The following is a 19,657-nucleotide window of genomic DNA, read 5'->3' as shown; positions in this document are numbered from 1 at the left end:
CAGCCATCGCATATCCCGCAGGACAGCAAAAATGCGCCAATTCAGCGAGACCGAACTGACCGCCGCCGTCATCCGCAGCTTCGACGATACGCCGGATACGCGCGCCAAATTCCTGCTGCAGGAACTGGTGAAATCCCTCCACGACTATGTCCGCAAGACCGACCTCACCTTCGAGGAATGGGAATATGCGATCGATTTTCTGACGCGGACCGGCCAGAAGTGCACGCCGATCCGGCAGGAGTTCATTCTGCTGTCCGACGTGCTCGGCGTATCGATGCTGGTCGATGCCGTGAACCACCGGGAGCGCGAGGGCGCCACCGAGACCACGGTGCTCGGCCCGTTCTATGTCGGCGAGCACAAGGTGACGCCGCACGGCACCGATATCTCGGCAACGCTACCCGGCGAGCGGATGTTCGTGCAAAGCCGCGTCACCGACCTCGAGGGCAAGCCGCTGGCCGGCGTGCCGGTGGACATCTGGCATGCCGACGATGACGGCTTCTATGATTCCCAGAAGCCGGCCTATGCGACTGAAGGGCCGTCGTCGCGGGCGCGTTTCATTACCGATGCCGATGGAAGGTTCTTCTTCCGCACCATCCTGCCGTGCAGCTACCCGATTCCGACCGACGGTCCGGTGGGCGAGATGATCGTGCAGACCGGCCGTCACCCGATGCGGCCGGCGCACGTGCATTTCCTGGTCGATGCGCCCGGCTATCAGCCGCTGATCACCCACGTCTTCATCGACGGCGACAAATACCTCGATTCCGACGTGGTGTTCGGGGTCAAGGACGAGCTCGTTGCCAGAATCGAAAAGCGTACCGATCCGACGATGCCGGATGGCAAGCCCGCGGGCGAGCCGTGGCACCTGATGAGCTACGAATTCCGCGTGAAGCCAGGCGAGGGAAGCGCGCCGAAACCCATGATGGCGAAGACCCCAGAGCCCGCGTAAGCCGTCTGTTTCTGTGCCTGCTCAATCCTTGTGCGCCGCACAAGGATTGGGCGAATCGCAAATTTTGGATGCGGAACCAGTTTCTCATTGGTTGCCGGATTTAGCGGCGACGGGTGAATAGTACATTGATATAATTATAATTTTCGCAGTGCGGGAGGCTTGGCACGAAGCTTGAATAGCTTGTGTCGACGCCATTGAAGCCGTCCCTCGAGACCACTCATCCGAATTGTGACGCCGCCATTCCGGGGCCTCCCTGGAACGCGCCTTTCTGCGCCTGGCGCGGTGACACCAATCGGACGGCCCCGTTCAACGCACCGACGCAAAGGACAACGACGCCCATGACGAAGCCTACCCATCCGACCTCACGCCGCGGTTTCAGCCGCCGCCAGCTCCTCAAGGCCACCGGCGGCACGGCAGCATTACTCGCCGCCGCCAAGCTGAACTTCCCCGCCGGCGCTTTCGCGCAAGGCGCGGGCCCTGAGGTGAAGGCGGCCAAGCTCGGCTTCATCGCGCTCAGCGATGCCGGGCCGCTCTTCGTGGCCAAGGACAAGGGGCTGTTCGCCAAATACGGCATGCCTGACGTCGAGGTGCAGAAGCAGGCGTCATGGGGCACCACGCGCGACAACCTCGTGCTCGGCTCCGAGGGCAACGGAATCGACGGCGCGCATATCCTCACCCCGATGCCGTACCTGATCTCGGCCGGCAAGGTGACGCAGAACAATCAGCCGACGCCGATGTACATCCTGGCGCGGCTCAATCTCGATGCGCAGTGCATCTCGGTCGCCAAGGAATATGCCGACCTCAAGGTCGGCGTCGATGCAGCGCCACTCAAGGCGGTGTTCGAGCAAAAGAAGGCTGCCGGCAAATCCGCCAAGGCCGCGATGACGTTCCCCGGCGGCACCCACGATCTGTGGCTCCGCTACTGGCTCGCCGCCGGTGGCGTCGATCCCGACAAGGACGTGGAGACCATCACGGTGCCGCCGCCGCAGATGGTCGCCAACATGAAGGTTGGCACGATGGATTGCTTCTGCGTCGGCGAGCCGTGGCCGGGACAATTGGTCCATCAGGGCATCGGCTATACCGCGATCAACACCGGCGAAATCTGGAGCAAGCACCCGGAAAAATCGCTCGGCATGCGGGCTGCGTGGGTCGACAAGAATCCGAAGGCCGCCAAGGCGATCCTGATGGCTGTCATGGAGGCGCAGCAGTGGGCCGACAAGATGGAGAACAAGGACGAACTGGCCACCATCATGGGCAAGCGGCAGTGGATCAACTGCCCGGTCGAAGACATCGCCGATCGCGCCAAGGGCAAGTTCAACTACGGCATTCCCGGCAAGGTGGTCGAGAACTCGCCGCATATCATGAAATACTGGCGCGACCATGCCTCCTATCCATTCCAGAGCCACGATCTCTGGTTCATGACCGAGGACATCCGCTGGGGCAAGTTTGAAGCGGGCTTCGACAGCAAGGCGCTGATCGGCAAGGTCAACCGCGAGGATATGTGGCGTGACGCCGCCAAGGCGCTCGGCGTCGCGGCTTCCGACATTCCGGCCTCGACTTCGCGCGGCAAGGAGACCTTCTTCGACGGCAAGGTGTTCGATCCGGAAAACCCGGCTGCGTACCTGAAGTCCTCTCGATCAAGCGTGTTGAAGTCTGATCAAGCCCGGGCCGCGCGCAGTTGCGAGCGGCCCGCTCGATTGAAACACGGAGATACAACTTCATGTCGATGCCTGCGATCAAAGCCGAAGCCACTGCCGTGGCCATTCCGACCGCTTCGCCGACCTCTGCGGCGCCGGTGGTGATGATGATGACGCCGAAGCCGGCGCCGCGTGCCGAGAAATACGTCAAGATGGCGAAGGAGACCGCGGCGCGCGTCGTGCCGCCGCTGGTCGTGCTTGCGCTTTTGATGCTGTTCTGGGAACTGGTCTGCCGTCGCACCGGCTCGACGCTCCCGCCGCCATCGCGCGTCTTCAAGGACACCAAGGAGCTGATCTTCGATCCGTTCTTCGACAATGGCGGCATCGACAAGGGCCTGTTCTGGCATCTGTCCGCTTCGCTGCAGCGGGTCGCGTATGGCTATTCGATTGCCGCCATCGTCGGCATCGCGCTCGGCACGCTGGTCGGGCAGTCAGTGTGGGCGATGCGCGGGCTCGATCCGCTGTTCCAGGTGCTGCGCACCATTCCGCCGCTGGCCTGGCTGCCGCTATCGCTGGCCGCGTTCCGTGATGGACAGCCGTCGGCGATCTTCGTCATCTTCATCACCTCGGTCTGGCCGATCATCATCAACACCGCGGTCGGCATCCGCAACATCCCGCAGGACTACCGGAATGTCGCAGCCGTCGTGCAGCTCAATCCGTTGGAGTTCTTCTCCAAGATCATGATTCCGGCGGCGGCGCCCTACATCTTCACGGGCCTTCGCATCGGCATCGGCCTGTCGTGGCTTGCGATTGTGGCTGCGGAAATGCTGATCGGCGGCGTCGGGATCGGCTTCTTCATCTGGGACGCCTGGAACTCCTCGCACATTAGCGAAATCATCCTGGCGCTGTTCTACGTCGGCATTATCGGCTTCGTGCTCGACCGCCTGATTGCGGGAATGGCGAAGATCGTGACCCGCGGTACCGCACTGAACTGAAGGAGCATGTCATGACGGCCTATCTGAAGCTCGACCACATCGACAAGACCTTCACCCGCGGCAACGCCACGACCGAGGTGCTGAAGGAGATCAGCCTGACGATCGAGAAGGGCGAATACGTCTCGATCATCGGCCATTCCGGCTGCGGCAAGTCCACGCTGCTCAACATCGTCGCCGGTCTCACCGGCGCCACAAATGGTGGCGTGCTCTTGGAAAACCGCGAGGTCAATTCGCCCGGACCGGATCGCGCCGTGGTGTTCCAGAACCACAGCCTGCTGCCGTGGCTGACGGTGTATGAGAACGTCAAGCTCGGCGTCGATAAGGTGTTTTCGTCGACTAAGACCCGCGCCGAGCGCGACGCGTGGGTGATGCACAATCTCAACCTGGTGCAGATGGCGCACGCCAAGGACAAGCGCCCGTCGGAAATTTCAGGTGGCATGAAGCAGCGCGTCGGCATTGCCCGTGCGCTGGCGATGGAGCCGAAGGTGCTTTTGCTCGACGAGCCGTTCGGCGCGCTTGACGCACTGACGCGTGCGCATCTGCAGGACTCGGTGATGGCGCTGCACCAGAAGCTCGGCAACACCATCCTGATGATCACCCACGACGTCGACGAGGCTGTGCTGCTCTCGGACCGCATCGTGATGATGACCAACGGCCCGAGCGCGCGGATCGGCGAAGTGCTGGAAGTGCCGCTGGCGCGTCCGCGCAAGCGGCTCGAGCTCGTGACCAATCCCGGCTACCTCAAGTGCCGGCAACGCGTGCTCGAATTCCTCTACGAGCGGCATCGCTTCGTCGAGGCGGCGTAGGTCCATACGAAAGCGGCGAGGTGAGGACGTGCCATGAGCGAACCGCTCGTCATCGTCGGCAACGGCATGGCCGCTGCCCGTCTGGTCGATGAACTCGCCAAGGTGGCCTTGGGCCGCTACGCCATCGCCGTGATCGGCGACGAACCGCGGCTTGCGTATAACCGCGTGCTGTTGTCATCGGTGCTGGCCGGCGAAACCACTTCGCAGGACATCGAGCTGCGGCCGGCGTCCTGGTGGCGCGACCGCGGCGTCACCCTGAAATATGGCTGCGTGGCGACCGAGATTGATGTCGGTCGCCGTGAACTCAAGATCGAGAACGACGAGAGCATTCCGTTTTCGAAATTGGTGCTGGCCACCGGCTCGTCGCCGCTGCGGCTGAATGTACCTGGCGCCGATCTCGCCGGCATGCACACGTTTCGTGACAGCCGCGATGTCGACTTGCTGCTGACGCTGGCCGCGCAGAAGAAGCGTGTCGTCGTGGTCGGCGGTGGACTGCTGGGGCTCGAAGCCGCTTATGGCCTCGCCAAGGCCGGCGCGCCGGTGACGCTGGTACATCTGATGGACCGCCTGATGGAGCGCCAGCTCGACGCGCCTGCGGCGGCGCTATTAAAATCCCTTGTCGAGAGCAAGGGCATCGAGATCCTGCTCAACGCCAACACGGCGAGCATTCATGGCGAGACGCGGGTTGAAGGCGTCGAACTGGCGGACGGACGTCGGCTCGAGGCCGACGCCGCGATCTTTGCCGCAGGCATTCGTCCGAACATCGCGCTCGCCAGGGAAGCCGGTATCCCTGTCAATCGCGGCATCGTGGTCGACGATCATATGCAGACCGGCGCCTCCGGTATATTCGCCATCGGCGAGTGCGCCGAGCATCGCGGCGTCTGCTACGGCCTGGTTGAGCCGGCCTATGAGCAGGCGCGGGTGCTGGCGCGGCATCTCGCCGGGCGTGAAGCATCGTACAGCGGAAGCGTCGTTGCGACCAATCTGAAAGTTTCCGGCGTCAGCGTGTTCTCCGCCGGCGATTTTATGGGCGGCGACGGCAGCGAGGCCATCGTGCTCTCCGACATCAACCACGGCACTTACAAGAAGCTCGTGATCGTGGATGGGCGATTAACGGGCGCCGTGCTGATCGGCGATGTCGTCGACGCGCTCTGGTATCTCGAATTGATCCGGACGCGTCAGCCGACGGCCCGAATTCGCGCCGACATGATGTTCGGCCGCTCGCTCGCGGTCCGTTCCGAGGCCGCATGATCGGATTGCTAGCATGACCGTCGTCGATCCCGATCTCCGCGCTGTCAAAACCACCTGCGCCTATTGCGGCGTCGGCTGCGGCATTCTGGCAACGCCGGACGGGCGGGGCGGGGCGGCGATCTCGGGCGACCCTGATCATCCCGCCAATTTCGGCCGGCTGTGCTCGAAGGGCTCGGCGCTTGGCGAGACGCTCGGGCTGACGAACCGGCTGCTCTATCCGATGATCCGCTGCGGCAAAGGAACCATGGAGCGGGTCGCCTGGAGCGACGCGCTCGACCATGTCGCACACAGGCTTCAGCATATCATCGCGCGCGACGGTCCGGGCGCGGTCGCGTTCTATCTTTCCGGCCAGTTGCTGACGGAGGACTATTACGTCGCCAACAAGCTGATGAAGGGCTTTGTCGGCAGCGCCAATGTCGACACCAACTCGCGGCTGTGCATGGCCTCGTCCGTCGCCGGCCACCGCCGCGCTTTTGGCGCCGACACCGTGCCTGGATGTTACGAGGATCTCGACGAGGCCGACCTCCTGGTGCTGGTCGGCTCCAACGCGGCCTGGTGCCATCCGGTGCTGTACCAGCGCATGATCGCCAGCAAGCAGAAGCGCGGCGCACGCATCGTCGTGATCGACCCGCGCCGGACCGACACCGTGGGCGACGACGATCTGTTCCTGGGATTGAAGCCAGGCACGGATACGGCGCTGTTCAGCGGGTTGCTGGTTTACCTCGCGGACAACGGCGTACTCGACCGCGACTACATCGAACTCCACACCACCGGTTTCGACGATGCCACCGCCCGCGCGCGCAGCATCGCCGGCAGCGTCGGCGCGACGGCGCTGGCGACAGGCCTGTCCGAGCAGGACGTCGCAACATTCTTCCAGATGTTTGCCAATACGCCGCGCGTGGTCACCCTCTATTCGCAGGGCGTCAATCAATCGGCGCAGGGCACCGACAAGGTCAACGCCATCCTCAATTGCCACCTCGCGACCGGGCGGATCGGCCTGCCGGGCGCGTCGCCGTTCTCGCTGACTGGGCAGCCCAACGCGATGGGCGGACGCGAGGTAGGCGGGCTCGCCAACCAGCTCGCCGCCCATATGGGATTCACGCCGCCGGATATCGATCGCGTGCGGCGGTTCTGGAAGGCGCCGCGCATCGCCACCCATGAGGGCCTGAAGGCGGTGCAGATGTTCGAGGCCATCACGCGCGGCGAGATCAAGGCGCTGTGGGTGATGGGCACCAATCCGGCGGTGTCGCTGCCGAACGCGGACGGTGTTCGCGAAGCCCTGAAGAAGCTCGAGCTGTTCGTGATTTCCGAGAACGTGATCTCGAACGACACGGTTGACGCGGGCGCGCATGTGGTGCTGCCGGCGCAGGCCTGGGGCGAGAAATCCGGCACGGTGACCAACTCGGAACGGCGCATCTCGCGGCAGCGCGCATTTCTTCCCTCGCCGGGAGAGGTCAAGCCCGATTGGTGGATCATGGGCGAAGTCGCCAGGCGCCTTGGCTTCGGCGCGGCGTTCAGCTTCACCTCGGCGGCAGATATTTTTCGCGAGCACGCGGCGCTCTCGACCTTCGAGAACGCGGGCGCGCGGGACTTCGATATCGGTGCGCTGCAGTCGCTGTCGGACAGCGATTTCGATGCAATGGCGCCGGTGCAATGGCCGGTCCGGCAGGGGACCGAGCCGCAAGCACGCTTCTTCGCCGAAGGCGGTTTCTTTGCCAACGATTTCAGAGCCCGTTTCATCGCGCCGGAAATTCCGGCGCTGCGAACCGAGACCAGCGCGGCACGGCCCTTGCGGCTCAACACCGGGCGCATCCGCGACCAGTGGCACACCATGACCCGCACGGGGGAAAGCCCACGGCTCGGCCAGCATCTGCCGGAGCCGTTCGTCGAAGTCCATCCTGACGATGCCGCAAAATACGGCGTCGCCGACGGCGATTTCGCGCGGATCACGACGGACTATGGGCAATGCACGCTCCGCGTCATCGTCAGCGAACGCCAGCAGCGCGGCATGCTGTTCGCGCCGATCCACTGGAGCGAGGCCAATGCGACCGGCGCACGCGTTGGCTCGCTGGTGGCGCCCGTCACCGATCCGTTCTCGGGCCAGCCCGAGAACAAGGCGACGCCGGCCTCGATCGTGCCGTACGAATACGTCTTCCGCGGCTTTGCGTTGTCGCGCAAGCCACTCGAACTGCCCGCGCATGCCTGGGTAGCGCGCGTTGCCGTCAACGGCGGCCATGGCTACCTGTTCGCCGATAATGGCGATGTCGCAGGCTGGCAATCCTGGCTGAAATCCATCGCACGCGACGATCTCGCCGAATACAAGGACTTTGGCGGCGGCGTCTATCGCGCCGCATCTTTTGACGGCGACCGTATCGACACCTGCCTGTTCATCGGCCCGGCGCGCGACGCCGGCGACTGGAACGTGGTCAAGGACCTGTTTGTCGCGGATACGCTGAACCACGACCAGCGCCGCATGCTGCTGTCGGGCAAATCGATCGACGGCCTCGCCAACGCCGGCCCGATCGTCTGCGCCTGCTTCGGCGTCGGCCGCAACACGATCAGCGAGGCCATCGCAGCGGGCGCGGGCACCGCCGCCGACATCGGTGCCAAGCTGAAAGCCGGCACCAATTGCGGCTCCTGCATTCCGGAATTGAAGCGGCTGATCGGGCAGACCGGCTCGGGGGATGCCGAGCCGCGGAAGCTGGCGACGGCGAACTAGGTGGCTCCTCTCCCTCTCCCCGTGAAGAACGGGGAGAAGGAGCAGAGCAGCCCCTTCACCCCTTCCTGTTCCTCGCATTCACCGCGATTGCCGCCGCGGCGGTGCGGTTCTCGACGCCGAGCTTGGAATAGATTTGCTCGAGGTGCTTGTCGACGGTGCGCGGGGAGAGTCCCAAAATCTGCGCGATATCGCGGTTGGTCTTGCCTTTGGACAGCCATGACAGCACTTCGCCCTCGCGCGTCGTCAGCCCCAACTCGCTGGAGAATTCCACTGGCGCCTCCGCGCCGGAATCTTTCGCCAGCCGCAGCAGGAATTCGTTCGCGCCGAGCTTCCCCATATATTGCAGGCGAAGCTGCTCGTTGCCGTGACGCGTCGGCATGGCCGCGGCCTTCGCCGCGGCTTTGCCCTTGCGCGTCTCATCGAGCCATTGCGGAATCGGCTCGGGCAGCATGACGTCATCGTCACCGTCGGCGGCGAGCGAGTCGGAGAGCAGCTTCTGCGCCTGCGGTGTTGCCCACATGATCTTGCCCGCGGCATTCACGGCGAGCAGATAGCGGCCGGAAACGTCGAGCGCGGCGCGCGCGCTCTGGGTCAGGCGGGCATTGGCGAGATGAACGCGGATGCGCGCCAGCATCTCCTCGACCGCGATTGGTTTTGTCACATAGTCGACGCCGCCGGCCTCCAGCCCGCGTACAATGTGTTCGGTTTCGGCCAGCCCTGTCATGAAGATGATCGGAACATGGTCGAGCCCGGCGTCGCGCCTCAGCCGCCGGCAGGTCTCGAACCCATCCATCCCCGGCATCACAGCGTCGAGCAGCACGATATCAGGCGTGATCTGGTCGACGATCCGCATGGCGGAAGCACCATCGAGCGCGACCATGACGGTCATGCCCGCGCCGTCGAGCGCATCGGTCAATAGCCGCAACGTCTCCGGCGAGTCGTCGACGACAAGGGCGACGTCGCGCTTTTTTGGTTCAATGATCATAGCTGTGCAGGGCTTTCAGGGTCGCCATGTACTGATCGAGATCGAATCGGTCGATCAATGCGCGCATTTGCGACACGAAGTCGGCATGTTCGGGGTAGTCATTTCCGATCTCGTCGAGCTTGACCTGGATCGCGCGGACGTAGCCCAGTTGCCCGAGCCCGATCAGTTCCTCGACATGCTTCACCGGCGGCCGCGATCCGGTCTCCGGCTTCCAATGCGGCGCGGGGACATCGCCCGCCTCATACTGCCATTCGAGCTTCAGCAATTGCCGGATGGTTTCGAGCAGCTTGGGAATATCGATCGGCTTCATCAGGTAGCCGTCGTGGAACGGTTGTGCCAGCGGCGCGCCATGCGCCTCAAGCGCGCTCGCCGACACCATCAGGATACGCGCCTGGTGATGGCCGCTTGCGCGCAGCGTTTCCGCTACCGTCCAGCCGTCCATCCCGGCCATCGAGATGTCGAGCAGGAACAAATCAGGCCGGCAATGCTGCGCCAGCGCGAGACAGCCGGAGCCATCGGGCGCGCTGAGCAAAATAAAGCCGAGCGGGGTCAGCACCTCGCGCAGGAGATCGCGGTGAGTGGGATCGTCGTCGGTGATCAGGATCGTCTTGCGCGGGCCGTGATAGCCGAAGATCGGCGCCTCCACCGGCGCAATTCGCGTCGGATTGGTCACCTCCGAGAGCAGGATCTTCACGCGAAACGTACTGCCGTTGCCGACTTGGCTCGTCACCTTGATGTCACCGCCCATTACGCCCGCGAGCAGCCGGCTGATGGTCAGCCCAAGCCCAGTGCCGGTCTGCGGTTGCGAGACGCCGAGCGCGCCGCGCTCGAACGGCGCAAAAATGCGTTCGAGGTCGTCGGGCTGGATGCCGGGGCCAGTATCGATGATCTCGAACTCCGCGACGGGGCTGCGGTAATGCACGACAAACTGCACGTTTCCGGTCTGCGTGAACTTCAGTGCATTCGACAGCAGGTTGATCAGAACCTGCCGCAGCCGCTTCTCATCGGCAAAGACGACGAGCGGCAGCACCGAAGGCCGTTTGAAGATGAAGTCGATACCTTTGGCGGCGGCCTGAACGCGAAACATGCCGACGAGCTGATCGAGAAATTCGCTCAGGCGGACCTCGTCGCGCGACAGATAAAGCCGGCCTGCTTCGATTTTGGAGATATCGAGGATACCGTCGATCAGTCCCGACAAATGGTCGGCGCTGCGCCGGACCACGCGCACTTGGTCGCGGGGCTTTGCAGGGAGGCTGGAATCCTGCTCCAGCAACTGCGCATAGCCTGAGATGGCATTCAGCGGCGAGCGCAGTTCATGGCTCAAACCCACCACGTAACGGCTCTTGGCGAGGTTTGCGGACTCGGCGACTTCCTTGGCGCGCTGCAGCTCAGCGTCAGTTCGCTTGTGCGCGTCGATCTCCTGGATCAGGAGCGCGGTCTGCCGCCGCGTCTCCGCTTCCGCCGCGTGACGACTTTGTTGCGCCAGCACGAACAACCATGTCACCACGCCGATGATGATGGTGAGCGCGAAGAACACCTTCCACAGTACGTCGGACAGTGCAAAATTTTCGACGGGCATTGCCGCTGAGGTCTGCAGGTAGATCAGCCCCAGCGTCAGCCCGACCAGACCCGCGGAGACCGCGAACACGCCGAGATAGTGCCCGAACTGCGAATTGATCCTCGCGTAGATAGCCTCCGGCAACAGCTTCCCGAGCATGTCCGAGACCTGAGCGCCGGCGCGCGCATGCGGCTTGCAGAGATCATGGCAGCGCGCATCGAGCGAGCAGCACAGCGAACAGATCGGGCCGGCATAGGCTGGGCAGGAGGCCATGTCCTCCGGCTCGAACGAGTGCTCGCAGATGCAGCACTGGATCGATTCGAGGTTCTGCCAGCTCCGCTTCGGCTTGCGCGCGATGTAATACTTGCCGTCGGTCGCCCAGGCGATCAGGGGCGCGGTGACGAAGGCAACCGCGAGCGCCACGAAGGCGGAGAGCGCCTTCGCCGTCGGGCCGAACAGGCCGTAAAAGGCAGAGATCGAAACGATGGTCGCGATCGTCATCGCGCCGACGCCGACCGGGTTGATATCGCAGAGATGCGCGCGCTTGAACTCGATGTGCTGCGGGCGCAAGCCGAGCGGCTTGTTGACGACGAGATCGGCAACCAGCGCGCCGACCCAGGCAATCGCCACGTTGGAATAAAGCGCCAGCGTCTGCTCGAGCGCCTTGTAGACGCCGATTTCCATCAATAGCAGCGCCACCAGAACGTTGAAGACGAGCCACACCACACGGCCGGGATGGCTGTGGGTCAGTCGCGAGAAGAAGTTCGACCAGGCGATCGAGCCGGCATAGGCGTTGGTGACGTTGATCTTGATCTGCGAGAGAATGACGAAGGTGCCGGTCAGCGCCAGCGCCAGATCGGGCTGCGACAGCACGTAGCGGAACGCTTCGAGATACATGTGTGCCGGCTCGGCGGCCTGCTCGCTGGTGACGCCATGGCTCAGCGCGAAGTAGGCGAGGAAAGAGCCCAGGAGCAGCTTGAGCGCGCCGAAAATGATCCAGCCGGGGCCGGCGCTGAGCAGCGCGATCCACCATGACGTTCGCGAGGTGCGGCGATCGCGCGGCAGAAACCGCAGGAAGTCGACCTGCTCACCGATCTGTGCAACCAGCGAAAACACGACCGACGCGGCGGTGCCGAACAGCAGCAGATCGAGATGGCCACCGGCGTCGCCATGCTCGCCTGCGAATTTGCGCCACTCCGTGAACGACTGCGGGTTGGCGTAGGCGATCGCCACGAACGGCAGGATGTGAAGTACGATCCAGATCGGCTGCGTCCACAATTGAAAGCGGCTGATCAGGGTGATGCCGTAGGTCACCAAGGGAATGATGACGACGGCGCTGATGAGATAGCCGATCGGGCGCGGGATGCCGAAGCACATCTCGAGCGCCGCGGCCATGATAACTGCCTCGATCGCGAAGAAGATGAAGGTGAAGGAGGCGTAGATCAGCGAGGTGATGGTGGAGCCGATATAGCCGAAGCCGGCGCCGCGGGTCAGCAGATCAATATCGATGCCGCATTTTGCGGCATGATAGGCAATCGGCAGGCCGCAGAGGAAGATGATGACGCTGACGACAAGAATGGCTGACGTGGCGTTGGCCGCGCCGTAATTAAGCGTAATGGTGCCGCCGATCGCCTCCAGCGCCAAAAAGGAGATCGCGCCGAGCGCGGTATTGGCGACGCGGGCGGCAGACCACCGCCGCGCGCTCTTGGCGGTGAAGCGCAGCGCGTAGTCTTCCAGCGTCTGGTTGGCAACCCATTGGTTATATTGGCGCCTGACGCGGTCTATCCGCTGCCGCCCTGCCACCCGCTGCTCCTGCCCAGTTCGACCGACCCGCTTGGCCCAGCAAACTCCGTACCAAAACCTACGTCGCTATTTTGCGGTGCAATATACGCAATCCCACGTATCTGTGCCGTGCACAATTCTGGGCAATCCTCGCCTGACCAATAAGCGTTCTCGAACAAAAAATGGGGTGCTCATGTCAGACGAACCAAACAGGGGCCTGCAGTCTCCGCTTCGCCGCAAACTGCTGATGGGCGCGGCGGCGCTGCCGCTCGTTTCGATCCTTCCTCGGCCCTCATTCGGGGCAGGTCCCGCAACCGCCACCGTCAACACCACGGGGCTCGCGGTCACCGATACGGAGGTCACCGTCGGCATCCTGCACTCGGCCACCGGCACGATGGCGATCTCGGAGACGGGCTCGATCCAGGCCGAAAAGCTCGCGATCGAACAGATCAACGCCGCCGGTGGCGTGCTCGGGCGCAAGATCAAGTTCATCCAGGAAGACGGCGCCAGCGACTGGCCGACCTTTGCGGAAAAGGCCAAGAAGCTTCTCGTCAACGACAAAGTCGCGGCGATCATGGGCTGCTGGACCTCGGCATCCCGCAAGGCGGTGCTGCCGGTCGTCGAGCAGTACAACGGCATGCTCTATTATCCGACCTTCTATGAAGGTCTCGAGCAGTCCAAGAACGTCATCTACACCGGCCAGGAAGCCACCCAGCAGATTCTCGCCGGGCTGAACTGGATCGCCAAGGAGAAGGGCGCCAAATCATTCTTCTTCATCGGTTCGGATTACATCTGGCCGCGCACCTCGAACAAGATCGCGCGCAAGCACGTCGAGAACGTGCTGAAGGGCAAGGTCGTCGGCGAGGAATACTACGCGCTCGGCAGCACCCAGTTCAATTCGGTCATTAACAAGATCAAGCTGACCAAGCCCGACGTGATCTTCACCGACGTGGTCGGCGGTTCAAACGTCGCCTTCTACAAGCAGCTCAAGGCCGCCGGCGTCGACCTCTCCAAGCAGGCGCTGCTGACGATCTCGGTGACCGAGGACGAAATCGACGGCATCGGCGGCGAGAACATCGCCGGCGCCTATGCCTGCATGAAGTACTTCCAGTCGCTCGACAATGCCAACAACAAGGCGTTCGTTCCGGCCTTCAAGAAGTTGTGGGGCGAGAAGACCGTGATCGGCGACGTGACGCAGGCCGGCTATCTCGGCCCGTGGCTGTGGAAATTGACCTGCGAGAAGGCCGGCAGCTTCGACGTCGACAAGATCGCAGCCGCTTCGCCCGGCGTCGAATTCAAGGAGGCGCCCGAAGGCTACGTGCGCATCCATGAAAACCATCACCTCTGGTCGAAGACCCGCGTCGGGCGCGCCAAGCTCGATGGTCAGTTCGAGCTGATCTTCGAGACCGCTGATCTGATCGAGCCCGACCCGTTCCCGAAGGGCTACCAATAAGCGCGGGAAGCCTTCCCGCAACTTTCCAACCGCTCCCTGGCGTGGACCGTCAATCCGCGCTTCACGACCCCGCGTCGCGAATTCTCTCGCGACGCGGGACCTTCCTCCGGCGGAGAAGTCAGATGTTCGGCGACTATTCGATTGGCGATCTGGGCTCCATCTTCGTCATGCAGGGTTTTGCGGGCCTGATCCTGTTCTCCGTCTACGTGCTGATGGCGCTCGGCCTTGCCATCATCTTCGGCCAGATGGGCGTCATCAACATGGCGCATGGCGAGTTCATGATCTTAGGGGCTTACGTCACCTGGATGACGTCGAATTTGTTCCAGAGCTATTTGCCAGGTCTTTTCAGCGGCTATTTCTTTCTCGCGATGATGCTGGCTTTCCTCGCCTCCGGCGCGCTCGGAATGCTGGTGGAGTGGGGGCTGATCCGGCACCTCTACAAGCGCCCGCTCGATACGCTGCTCGCCACCTGGGGCCTCAGCCTCATCCTCCAGCAGACCTATCGTTCGGTATTCGGCGCCCGCGAAGTCGGAGTCGAGTTGCCGCAATGGATGCTGGGCTCGCTCAAGGTCACTGACAGCATCGAGGTCCCGATTAACGGCGTGTTCGTGATGGGTCTGACCGTGCTGATCACCATCGTGGTCTCCTATGTCCTGTACAAGTCGCGCTGGGGCCGCCAGGTCCGCGCCGTCGTGCAGAACCGTATCATGGCCGGCGCCGTCGGCATCAATACAGAGAAGGTCGATCGTTACACCTTTGGACTCGGCTGCGGCATCGCCGGCGTAGCCGGAAGCGCGTTCACCATGATCGGTTCGACCGGACCGACGTCGGGCCAGCTCTACATCGTCGACACCTTCCTGGTGGTCGTGTTCGGCGGCGCAGCCAGCCTGCTCGGCACCATCGCCTCCGCCTTCTCGATCTCGCAGACCCAGTCGACGCTGGAGTTCTTCACGTCGGGGTCGATGGCCAAGGTGCTCACGCTTCTCGCCGTCGTCGGAATTCTGATGCTGCGGCCGCAGGGTCTGTTCGCCCTCAAGGTCCGCAAATAACGAAAGCAGGCACGGTCATGATCATCACCTCACGGTTCTTCAATCGATCCGAGCTCATTGGCTTCGTTGCGCTAGCCGTGGTCCTGGTCGTGATCCTGCCCCTGTCGCTGGATGTGTTCCGTCTCAACCTGGTCGCGAAATATCTGACCTACGCCTTCGTCGCGATCGGCCTCGTGCTGTGTTGGGGATATGGCGGAATCCTGAGCCTGGGGCAGGGCGTGTTCTTCGGCCTCGGCGGCTACTGCATGGCGATGTTCCTCAAGCTGGAAGCATCAAGCGTCGAGAACACCAAGATCCAGTCCACGCCCGGTATCCCGGATTTCATGGACTGGAACCAGATAACCGCGCTGCCCCTGTTCTGGCAGCCATTCCACAGTCTCACCTTCACCGTTCTCGCCATCATCCTGGTCCCAGGCCTCTTCGCTCTGATCATCGGCACCGCAATGTTCAAGCGCCGTGTCGGCGGCACCTATTTCGCGATCATCACCCAGGCCGTCGCCGCCATCCTGACCATTCTGATCGTCGGGCAGCAGGGCTACACCGGCGGCATCAACGGCATGACCGACCTGCGTACGCTGAAGGGATGGGACATCAGGCCGGACCACGCCAAGGTCGTTCTATACTTCTTTGAAGTGTTCCTGCTGTTCGGCTGCATCCTCATCGCGCAATTCATCAGGCTGACAAAGCTTGGCCGCATCCTGGTGGCGATGCGTGAACAGGAAGATCGCGTCCGCTTCTCCGGCTACAGCGTCGCCAACTTCAAGATCTTTGCCTTCTGCATGGCTGCGATCTTCGCCGCGATAGGGGGCGCCATGTTTGCGCTCAACGTCGGTTTCATGTCGCCGTCCTTTGTAGGCATCGTGCCGTCGATCGAAATGGTGATCTACACCGCCGTCGGCGGACGGATGTCGATCTTCGGCGCGGTGTGGGGTGCGCTGCTGGTCAATTTTGCCAAGACCAGCCTTTCGGAATCCTTCCCGCAGCTCTGGTTGTTCGGCCTCGGCGCGCTGTTCATCGCGGTCGTGCTGGCTTTCCCGAACGGCCTGTCGGGAATCTGGGCTGATTACGTTCAGCCGCGCATCGACCGGCTGCTGGCATGGCGCAAATCAAAGTCGGGCGCGTGGGCCGGCAATTCGGTCGCCGACGGCGCGCCGGCAGAGTGAGGAGAACATCATGCTCATCGGTCATCTCGGTTGCCGATGCCACACTGGCGGAATGAGGAGATAGATCATGCTCATCGGTCACCAGCCCAAACCCTTCCTGCTCGCGGTCGAGGCCCTCACAGTCTCCTTCGACGGCTTCAAGGCCGTGAATAATCTTTCCTTCTATGTCGAGGAGAACGAGATCCGCGTCATCATCGGCCCCAACGGCGCCGGCAAGACCACGGTGCTCGACCTGATCTGCGGAAAGACCAAGGCGACCTCAGGCTCCATCCAGTTTCGCGGCAAGGAGCTGACGAAGTTTAAGGAGAACCAGATCGTGCAGACCGGCGTGGGGCGCAAGTTCCAGACCCCGTCGGTATTCGAGGATCTGACCGTGTTTGAGAATCTGGAGATTTCCTATCCGCGCGGCCGTACCGTGTTCGGCTCGCTCACCTTCCAGCGCGATACTGCCGTCAAGCAGCGCATCGAGGAAGTCGCCGAGATGATCTTCCTGAAGGATCGTCTCGATACCTATGCCGACCAGCTCAGCCACGGCCAGAAGCAGTGGCTCGAGATCGGCATGTTGCTGATCCAGGACCCGGAGCTCCTGATGCTCGACGAGCCCGTCGCCGGCATGAGCGTCAGCGAGCGCGCCAAGACCGCGGAGCTGCTCAACCGCATCATCAAGGATCGCTCGGTGCTCGTTATCGAGCACGACATGAAGTTCGTCGAGGACATCGCCCACAAGGTCACGGTGCTGCACCAGGGCCAGATCCTGTCGGAGGGAACGATGGAGAAGGTCAAGAACGATCCGAAGGTGATCGAAGTTTACCTCGGACATTAGCGCATGATCCCGTAGGTGGCGTCTGGTTTTCGAACAAGATCATGCTCAAGAAATAAGGAGAGCACGCTCATGCTGGCTATTTCGGATCTTCACGTTGCCTACGGCCAGAGCGAAGTGCTGCACGGCCTCAACGTCTCGGTCGCACCCAACGAGATCGTCGCGATCATGGGCCGCAACGGCATGGGCAAGACCACGCTGATGAAGTCGCTGATGGGCATCGTGCCGACCAAGAGCGGATCGGTGAGCATGGCAGGCGCCGAGCTCAGCGCGCTGCCGAGCTACGAGCGCGTCGCCAAGGGCCTCGCCTACGTGCCGCAGGGCCGCATGATCTTTTCTACCATGACGGTGAAGGAGAACATCGAGACCGGGCTCGTGGTGTCGGGCGGCTCGGAGGTACCCGAGGACATCTACGAATTGTTCCCGGTGCTGCTGGAGATGAAAGGCCGGCGCGGCGGCAATCTCTCGGGCGGACAGCAGCAGCAGCTCGCGATCGCCCGCGCGCTCGCCACCAAGCCAAAAGTGCTGCTGCTGGACGAACCGACCGAGGGCATCCAGCCGTCGATCATCAAGGACATGGCGCGCACCCTGAAGCGCATCCGCGACGAGCGCGGCCTGTCGATAGTTGTTTCCGAACAGGTGTTGAGCTTTGCGCTCGACATCGCGGACCGCGTGCTGGTCATCGAGAACGGCGAGATCGTCCGCGACGAGCCGCGCGACAGCGTCGATGCCGCGCAAGTCTCGAAATTCTTGTCCGTCTGAAAACCCAACCTGTGCTGTCTAAAAGGGGAGCTATCGATGCCAGAGACACTGATCAAGGTCGATCTTTCGAAATCGGCCTACGACAACGACATGATCCACAACCGCTGGCATCCCGATATTCCGATCGTGGCCTGGGTCAATCCGGGCGACGATTTCATCATCGAGACCTATGACTGGACCGGCGGTTTCATCAAGAACAACGATTCCGCCGATGACGTGCGCGACATCGACCTCTCGATCGTGCACTTCCTGTCCGGCCCGATCGGCGTCAAGGGCGCCGAGCCCGGCGATTTGCTCGTAGTCGACCTGCTCGATGTCGGTCCGTTGAAGGAAAGCCTGTGGGGTTTTAACGGCTTCTTCTCCAAGCAGAACGGCGGCGGCTTCCTGACCGACCATTTCCCGCTGGCGCAGAAATCGATTTGGGACATCAAGGGTCTCTACACCTCGTCGCGCCACGTGCCTGGCGTAAATTTTGCCGGCTTAATCCATCCCGGCCTGATCGGTTGTCTGCCCGATCCGAAATTGCTGGCGACCTGGAATGAGCGCGAGACCGCGCTGATCGCGACCAATCCGACGCGCGTGCCGGGCCTTGCCAATCCGCCGTTCGCCGCGACCGCGCATGCCGGCCGCGCCAAGGGCGATGTCAAAGCAAAGGTCGGTGCCGAAGGCGCCCGCACCGTGCCGCCACGAGAGCATGGCGGCAATTGCGACATCAAGGATCTGTCGCGCGGCTCGAAGATCTTTTTCCCGGTCTATGTGCCGGGCGGAGGACTCTCGATGGGCGATTTGCACTTCAGCCAGGGCGACGGTGAGATCACTTTCTGCGGCGCGATCGAAATGGCCGGCTGGCTGCATCTGAAGGTCGATGTCATCAAGGATGGCGTCGCCAAGTACGGCATCAAGAATCCCGTGTTCAAGCCGTCGCCGATCACGCCGAACTACAAGGATTACCTGATCTTCGAGGGCATCTCGGTCGACGAGGCCGGCAAGCAGCATTACCTCGACGTCCACATCGCCTATCGCCAGGCGTGTTTGAACGCGATCGAGTATCTTAAGAAGTTCGGCTATTCCGGCGCGCAGGCCTATTCGATCCTCGGCACCGCGCCGTGCCAGGGCCACATCTCAGGTGTCGTCGACGTGCCCAACGCCTGCGCCACGCTGTGGCTGCCGACCGAGATATTCGACTTCGACATCATGCCGTCGTCGGCCGGGCCCATCAAACACATCAAGGGCGACATCCAGATGCCGATCTCTCCGGACAAGTGATTCCGGCGCGAGAAGGGTGCGGGACGGCGCCGCGTGTCACGCCGCCCCGCATCCGTCGCGGAGCTGCAATGAAACATCGCGAGGAAACCAGATGCCTGTCTACGAATATCTCTGTAACGACTGCGGCCCGTTCACGGATATGCGGCCGATGGCCGAATGCGACGACCCGCAGGACTGTCCGAATTGCGAAAATGAATCGCCGCGCGTGATCCTGACCGCACCGGCGTTCTTCTGCATGCCATTAGAAAAGCGCAAGGCGATCGCCACTAACGAGCGCAGCGCCCATGCGCCGAAGAGATCAGCGGAATACAAGGCTTCGCACGGTCCCGGCTGTGGCTGCTGTTCAACCGGCAAGAAGAAGCCGGCCCGGCTCATGACCAAGACCAGAGGCGGCGCCAAGGGCTTTCCGACCGCGCGCCCCTGGATGATCAGCCACTGAGGCTCGATCCCTCCAACTCAAACCAG

General features: G+C 62.6%; 14 protein-coding genes and 1 pseudogene. 13 read left to right on the top strand and 2 right to left on the bottom strand.

The features are described from left to right. Positions 1-31: 31 nt before the first annotated feature. The 6 genes and pseudogenes from ACFXS9_RS06150 (at position 32) to ACFXS9_RS06125 (ending at position 8,354) form a co-directional block, all read left to right on the top strand. Positions 32-946: an intradiol ring-cleavage dioxygenase gene (locus ACFXS9_RS06150; RefSeq protein WP_392686178.1), complete on the top strand. Its 915-nt coding sequence runs from the start codon at positions 32-34 to the stop codon at positions 944-946. 338 nt (positions 947-1,284) lie between these two features. Further along, positions 1,285-2,603, top strand: a pseudogene (locus ACFXS9_RS06145) (CmpA/NrtA family ABC transporter substrate-binding protein). A 63-nt stretch (positions 2,604-2,666) separates the two neighbouring features. After that, positions 2,667-3,578, top strand: coding sequence for a nitrate ABC transporter permease (ntrB, locus tag ACFXS9_RS06140; RefSeq protein ID WP_392686175.1), 912 nt, complete (start codon positions 2,667-2,669; stop codon positions 3,576-3,578). 11 nt (positions 3,579-3,589) lie between these two features. Beyond that, the gene (locus ACFXS9_RS06135; RefSeq protein WP_392686172.1) at positions 3,590-4,384 is read left to right on the top strand and encodes an ABC transporter ATP-binding protein; all 795 of its coding nucleotides are present in this window, start codon (positions 3,590-3,592) and stop codon (positions 4,382-4,384) included. Between the two features lie 33 nt (positions 4,385-4,417). Next, positions 4,418-5,635: an NAD(P)/FAD-dependent oxidoreductase gene (locus ACFXS9_RS06130; protein ID WP_392686170.1), complete on the top strand. Its 1,218-nt coding sequence runs from the start codon at positions 4,418-4,420 to the stop codon at positions 5,633-5,635. A gap of 13 nt (positions 5,636-5,648) precedes the next feature. Continuing rightward, entirely contained in the window at positions 5,649-8,354 is a 2,706-nt protein-coding gene (locus ACFXS9_RS06125) for a molybdopterin-dependent oxidoreductase (protein WP_392686167.1), read from the top strand. 55 nt (positions 8,355-8,409) lie between these two features. Here the strand turns inward: ACFXS9_RS06125 and ACFXS9_RS06120 are convergent, their stop codons facing one another. Beyond that, positions 8,410-9,339, bottom strand: a complete 930-nt coding sequence (locus ACFXS9_RS06120; RefSeq protein ID WP_392686164.1) for a response regulator — start codon at positions 9,337-9,339, stop codon at positions 8,410-8,412. After that, on the bottom strand, positions 9,329-12,700 hold the full coding sequence (locus tag ACFXS9_RS06115; protein ID WP_392686162.1) for an ATP-binding protein: 3,372 nt from the start codon (positions 12,698-12,700) through the stop codon (positions 9,329-9,331). The genes ACFXS9_RS06120 and ACFXS9_RS06115 overlap by 11 nt, the downstream gene beginning before the upstream one ends. Positions 12,701-12,872: 172 nt before the next feature. Between ACFXS9_RS06115 and urtA the strand changes: the two genes are divergently transcribed. The 7 genes from urtA (at position 12,873) to ACFXS9_RS06080 (ending at position 19,631) form a co-directional block, all read left to right on the top strand. After that, complete coding sequence (gene urtA, locus ACFXS9_RS06110) at positions 12,873-14,132, top strand: urea ABC transporter substrate-binding protein (protein WP_392686159.1); 1,260 nt, start codon at positions 12,873-12,875, stop codon at positions 14,130-14,132. 122 nt (positions 14,133-14,254) lie between these two features. Continuing rightward, positions 14,255-15,181, top strand: coding sequence for an urea ABC transporter permease subunit UrtB (gene urtB / locus ACFXS9_RS06105; RefSeq protein ID WP_392686156.1), 927 nt, complete (start codon positions 14,255-14,257; stop codon positions 15,179-15,181). A gap of 17 nt (positions 15,182-15,198) precedes the next feature. Beyond that, positions 15,199-16,344 carry an urea ABC transporter permease subunit UrtC gene (urtC, locus tag ACFXS9_RS06100; protein ID WP_392686153.1) on the top strand — a complete coding sequence of 382 codons (1,146 nt, stop codon included), beginning with the start codon at positions 15,199-15,201 and terminating at the stop codon, positions 16,342-16,344. Between the two features lie 67 nt (positions 16,345-16,411). Next, on the top strand, positions 16,412-17,167 hold the full coding sequence (gene urtD, locus ACFXS9_RS06095) for an urea ABC transporter ATP-binding protein UrtD (protein ID WP_392686150.1): 756 nt from the start codon (positions 16,412-16,414) through the stop codon (positions 17,165-17,167). A gap of 69 nt (positions 17,168-17,236) precedes the next feature. Continuing rightward, a complete protein-coding gene (gene urtE / locus ACFXS9_RS06090) occupies positions 17,237-17,926 on the top strand; it encodes an urea ABC transporter ATP-binding subunit UrtE (protein WP_057843158.1) in 690 nt (229 codons plus the stop codon). Positions 17,927-17,962: 36 nt separating this feature from the next. After that, positions 17,963-19,192, top strand: a complete 1,230-nt coding sequence (fmdA, locus tag ACFXS9_RS06085) for a formamidase (RefSeq protein WP_392686147.1) — start codon at positions 17,963-17,965, stop codon at positions 19,190-19,192. Positions 19,193-19,283: 91 nt separating this feature from the next. Beyond that, entirely contained in the window at positions 19,284-19,631 is a 348-nt protein-coding gene (locus tag ACFXS9_RS06080) for a zinc ribbon domain-containing protein (protein ID WP_392686144.1), read from the top strand. Positions 19,632-19,657 lie beyond the last annotated feature (26 nt).

Origin of the sequence: Bradyrhizobium sp. RDI18, from assembly GCF_043203335.1 — a bacterium.
GTDB lineage: Bacteria > Pseudomonadota > Alphaproteobacteria > Rhizobiales > Xanthobacteraceae > Bradyrhizobium > Bradyrhizobium retamae.
This window is presented reverse-complemented; position numbering and strand designations above follow the sequence as displayed.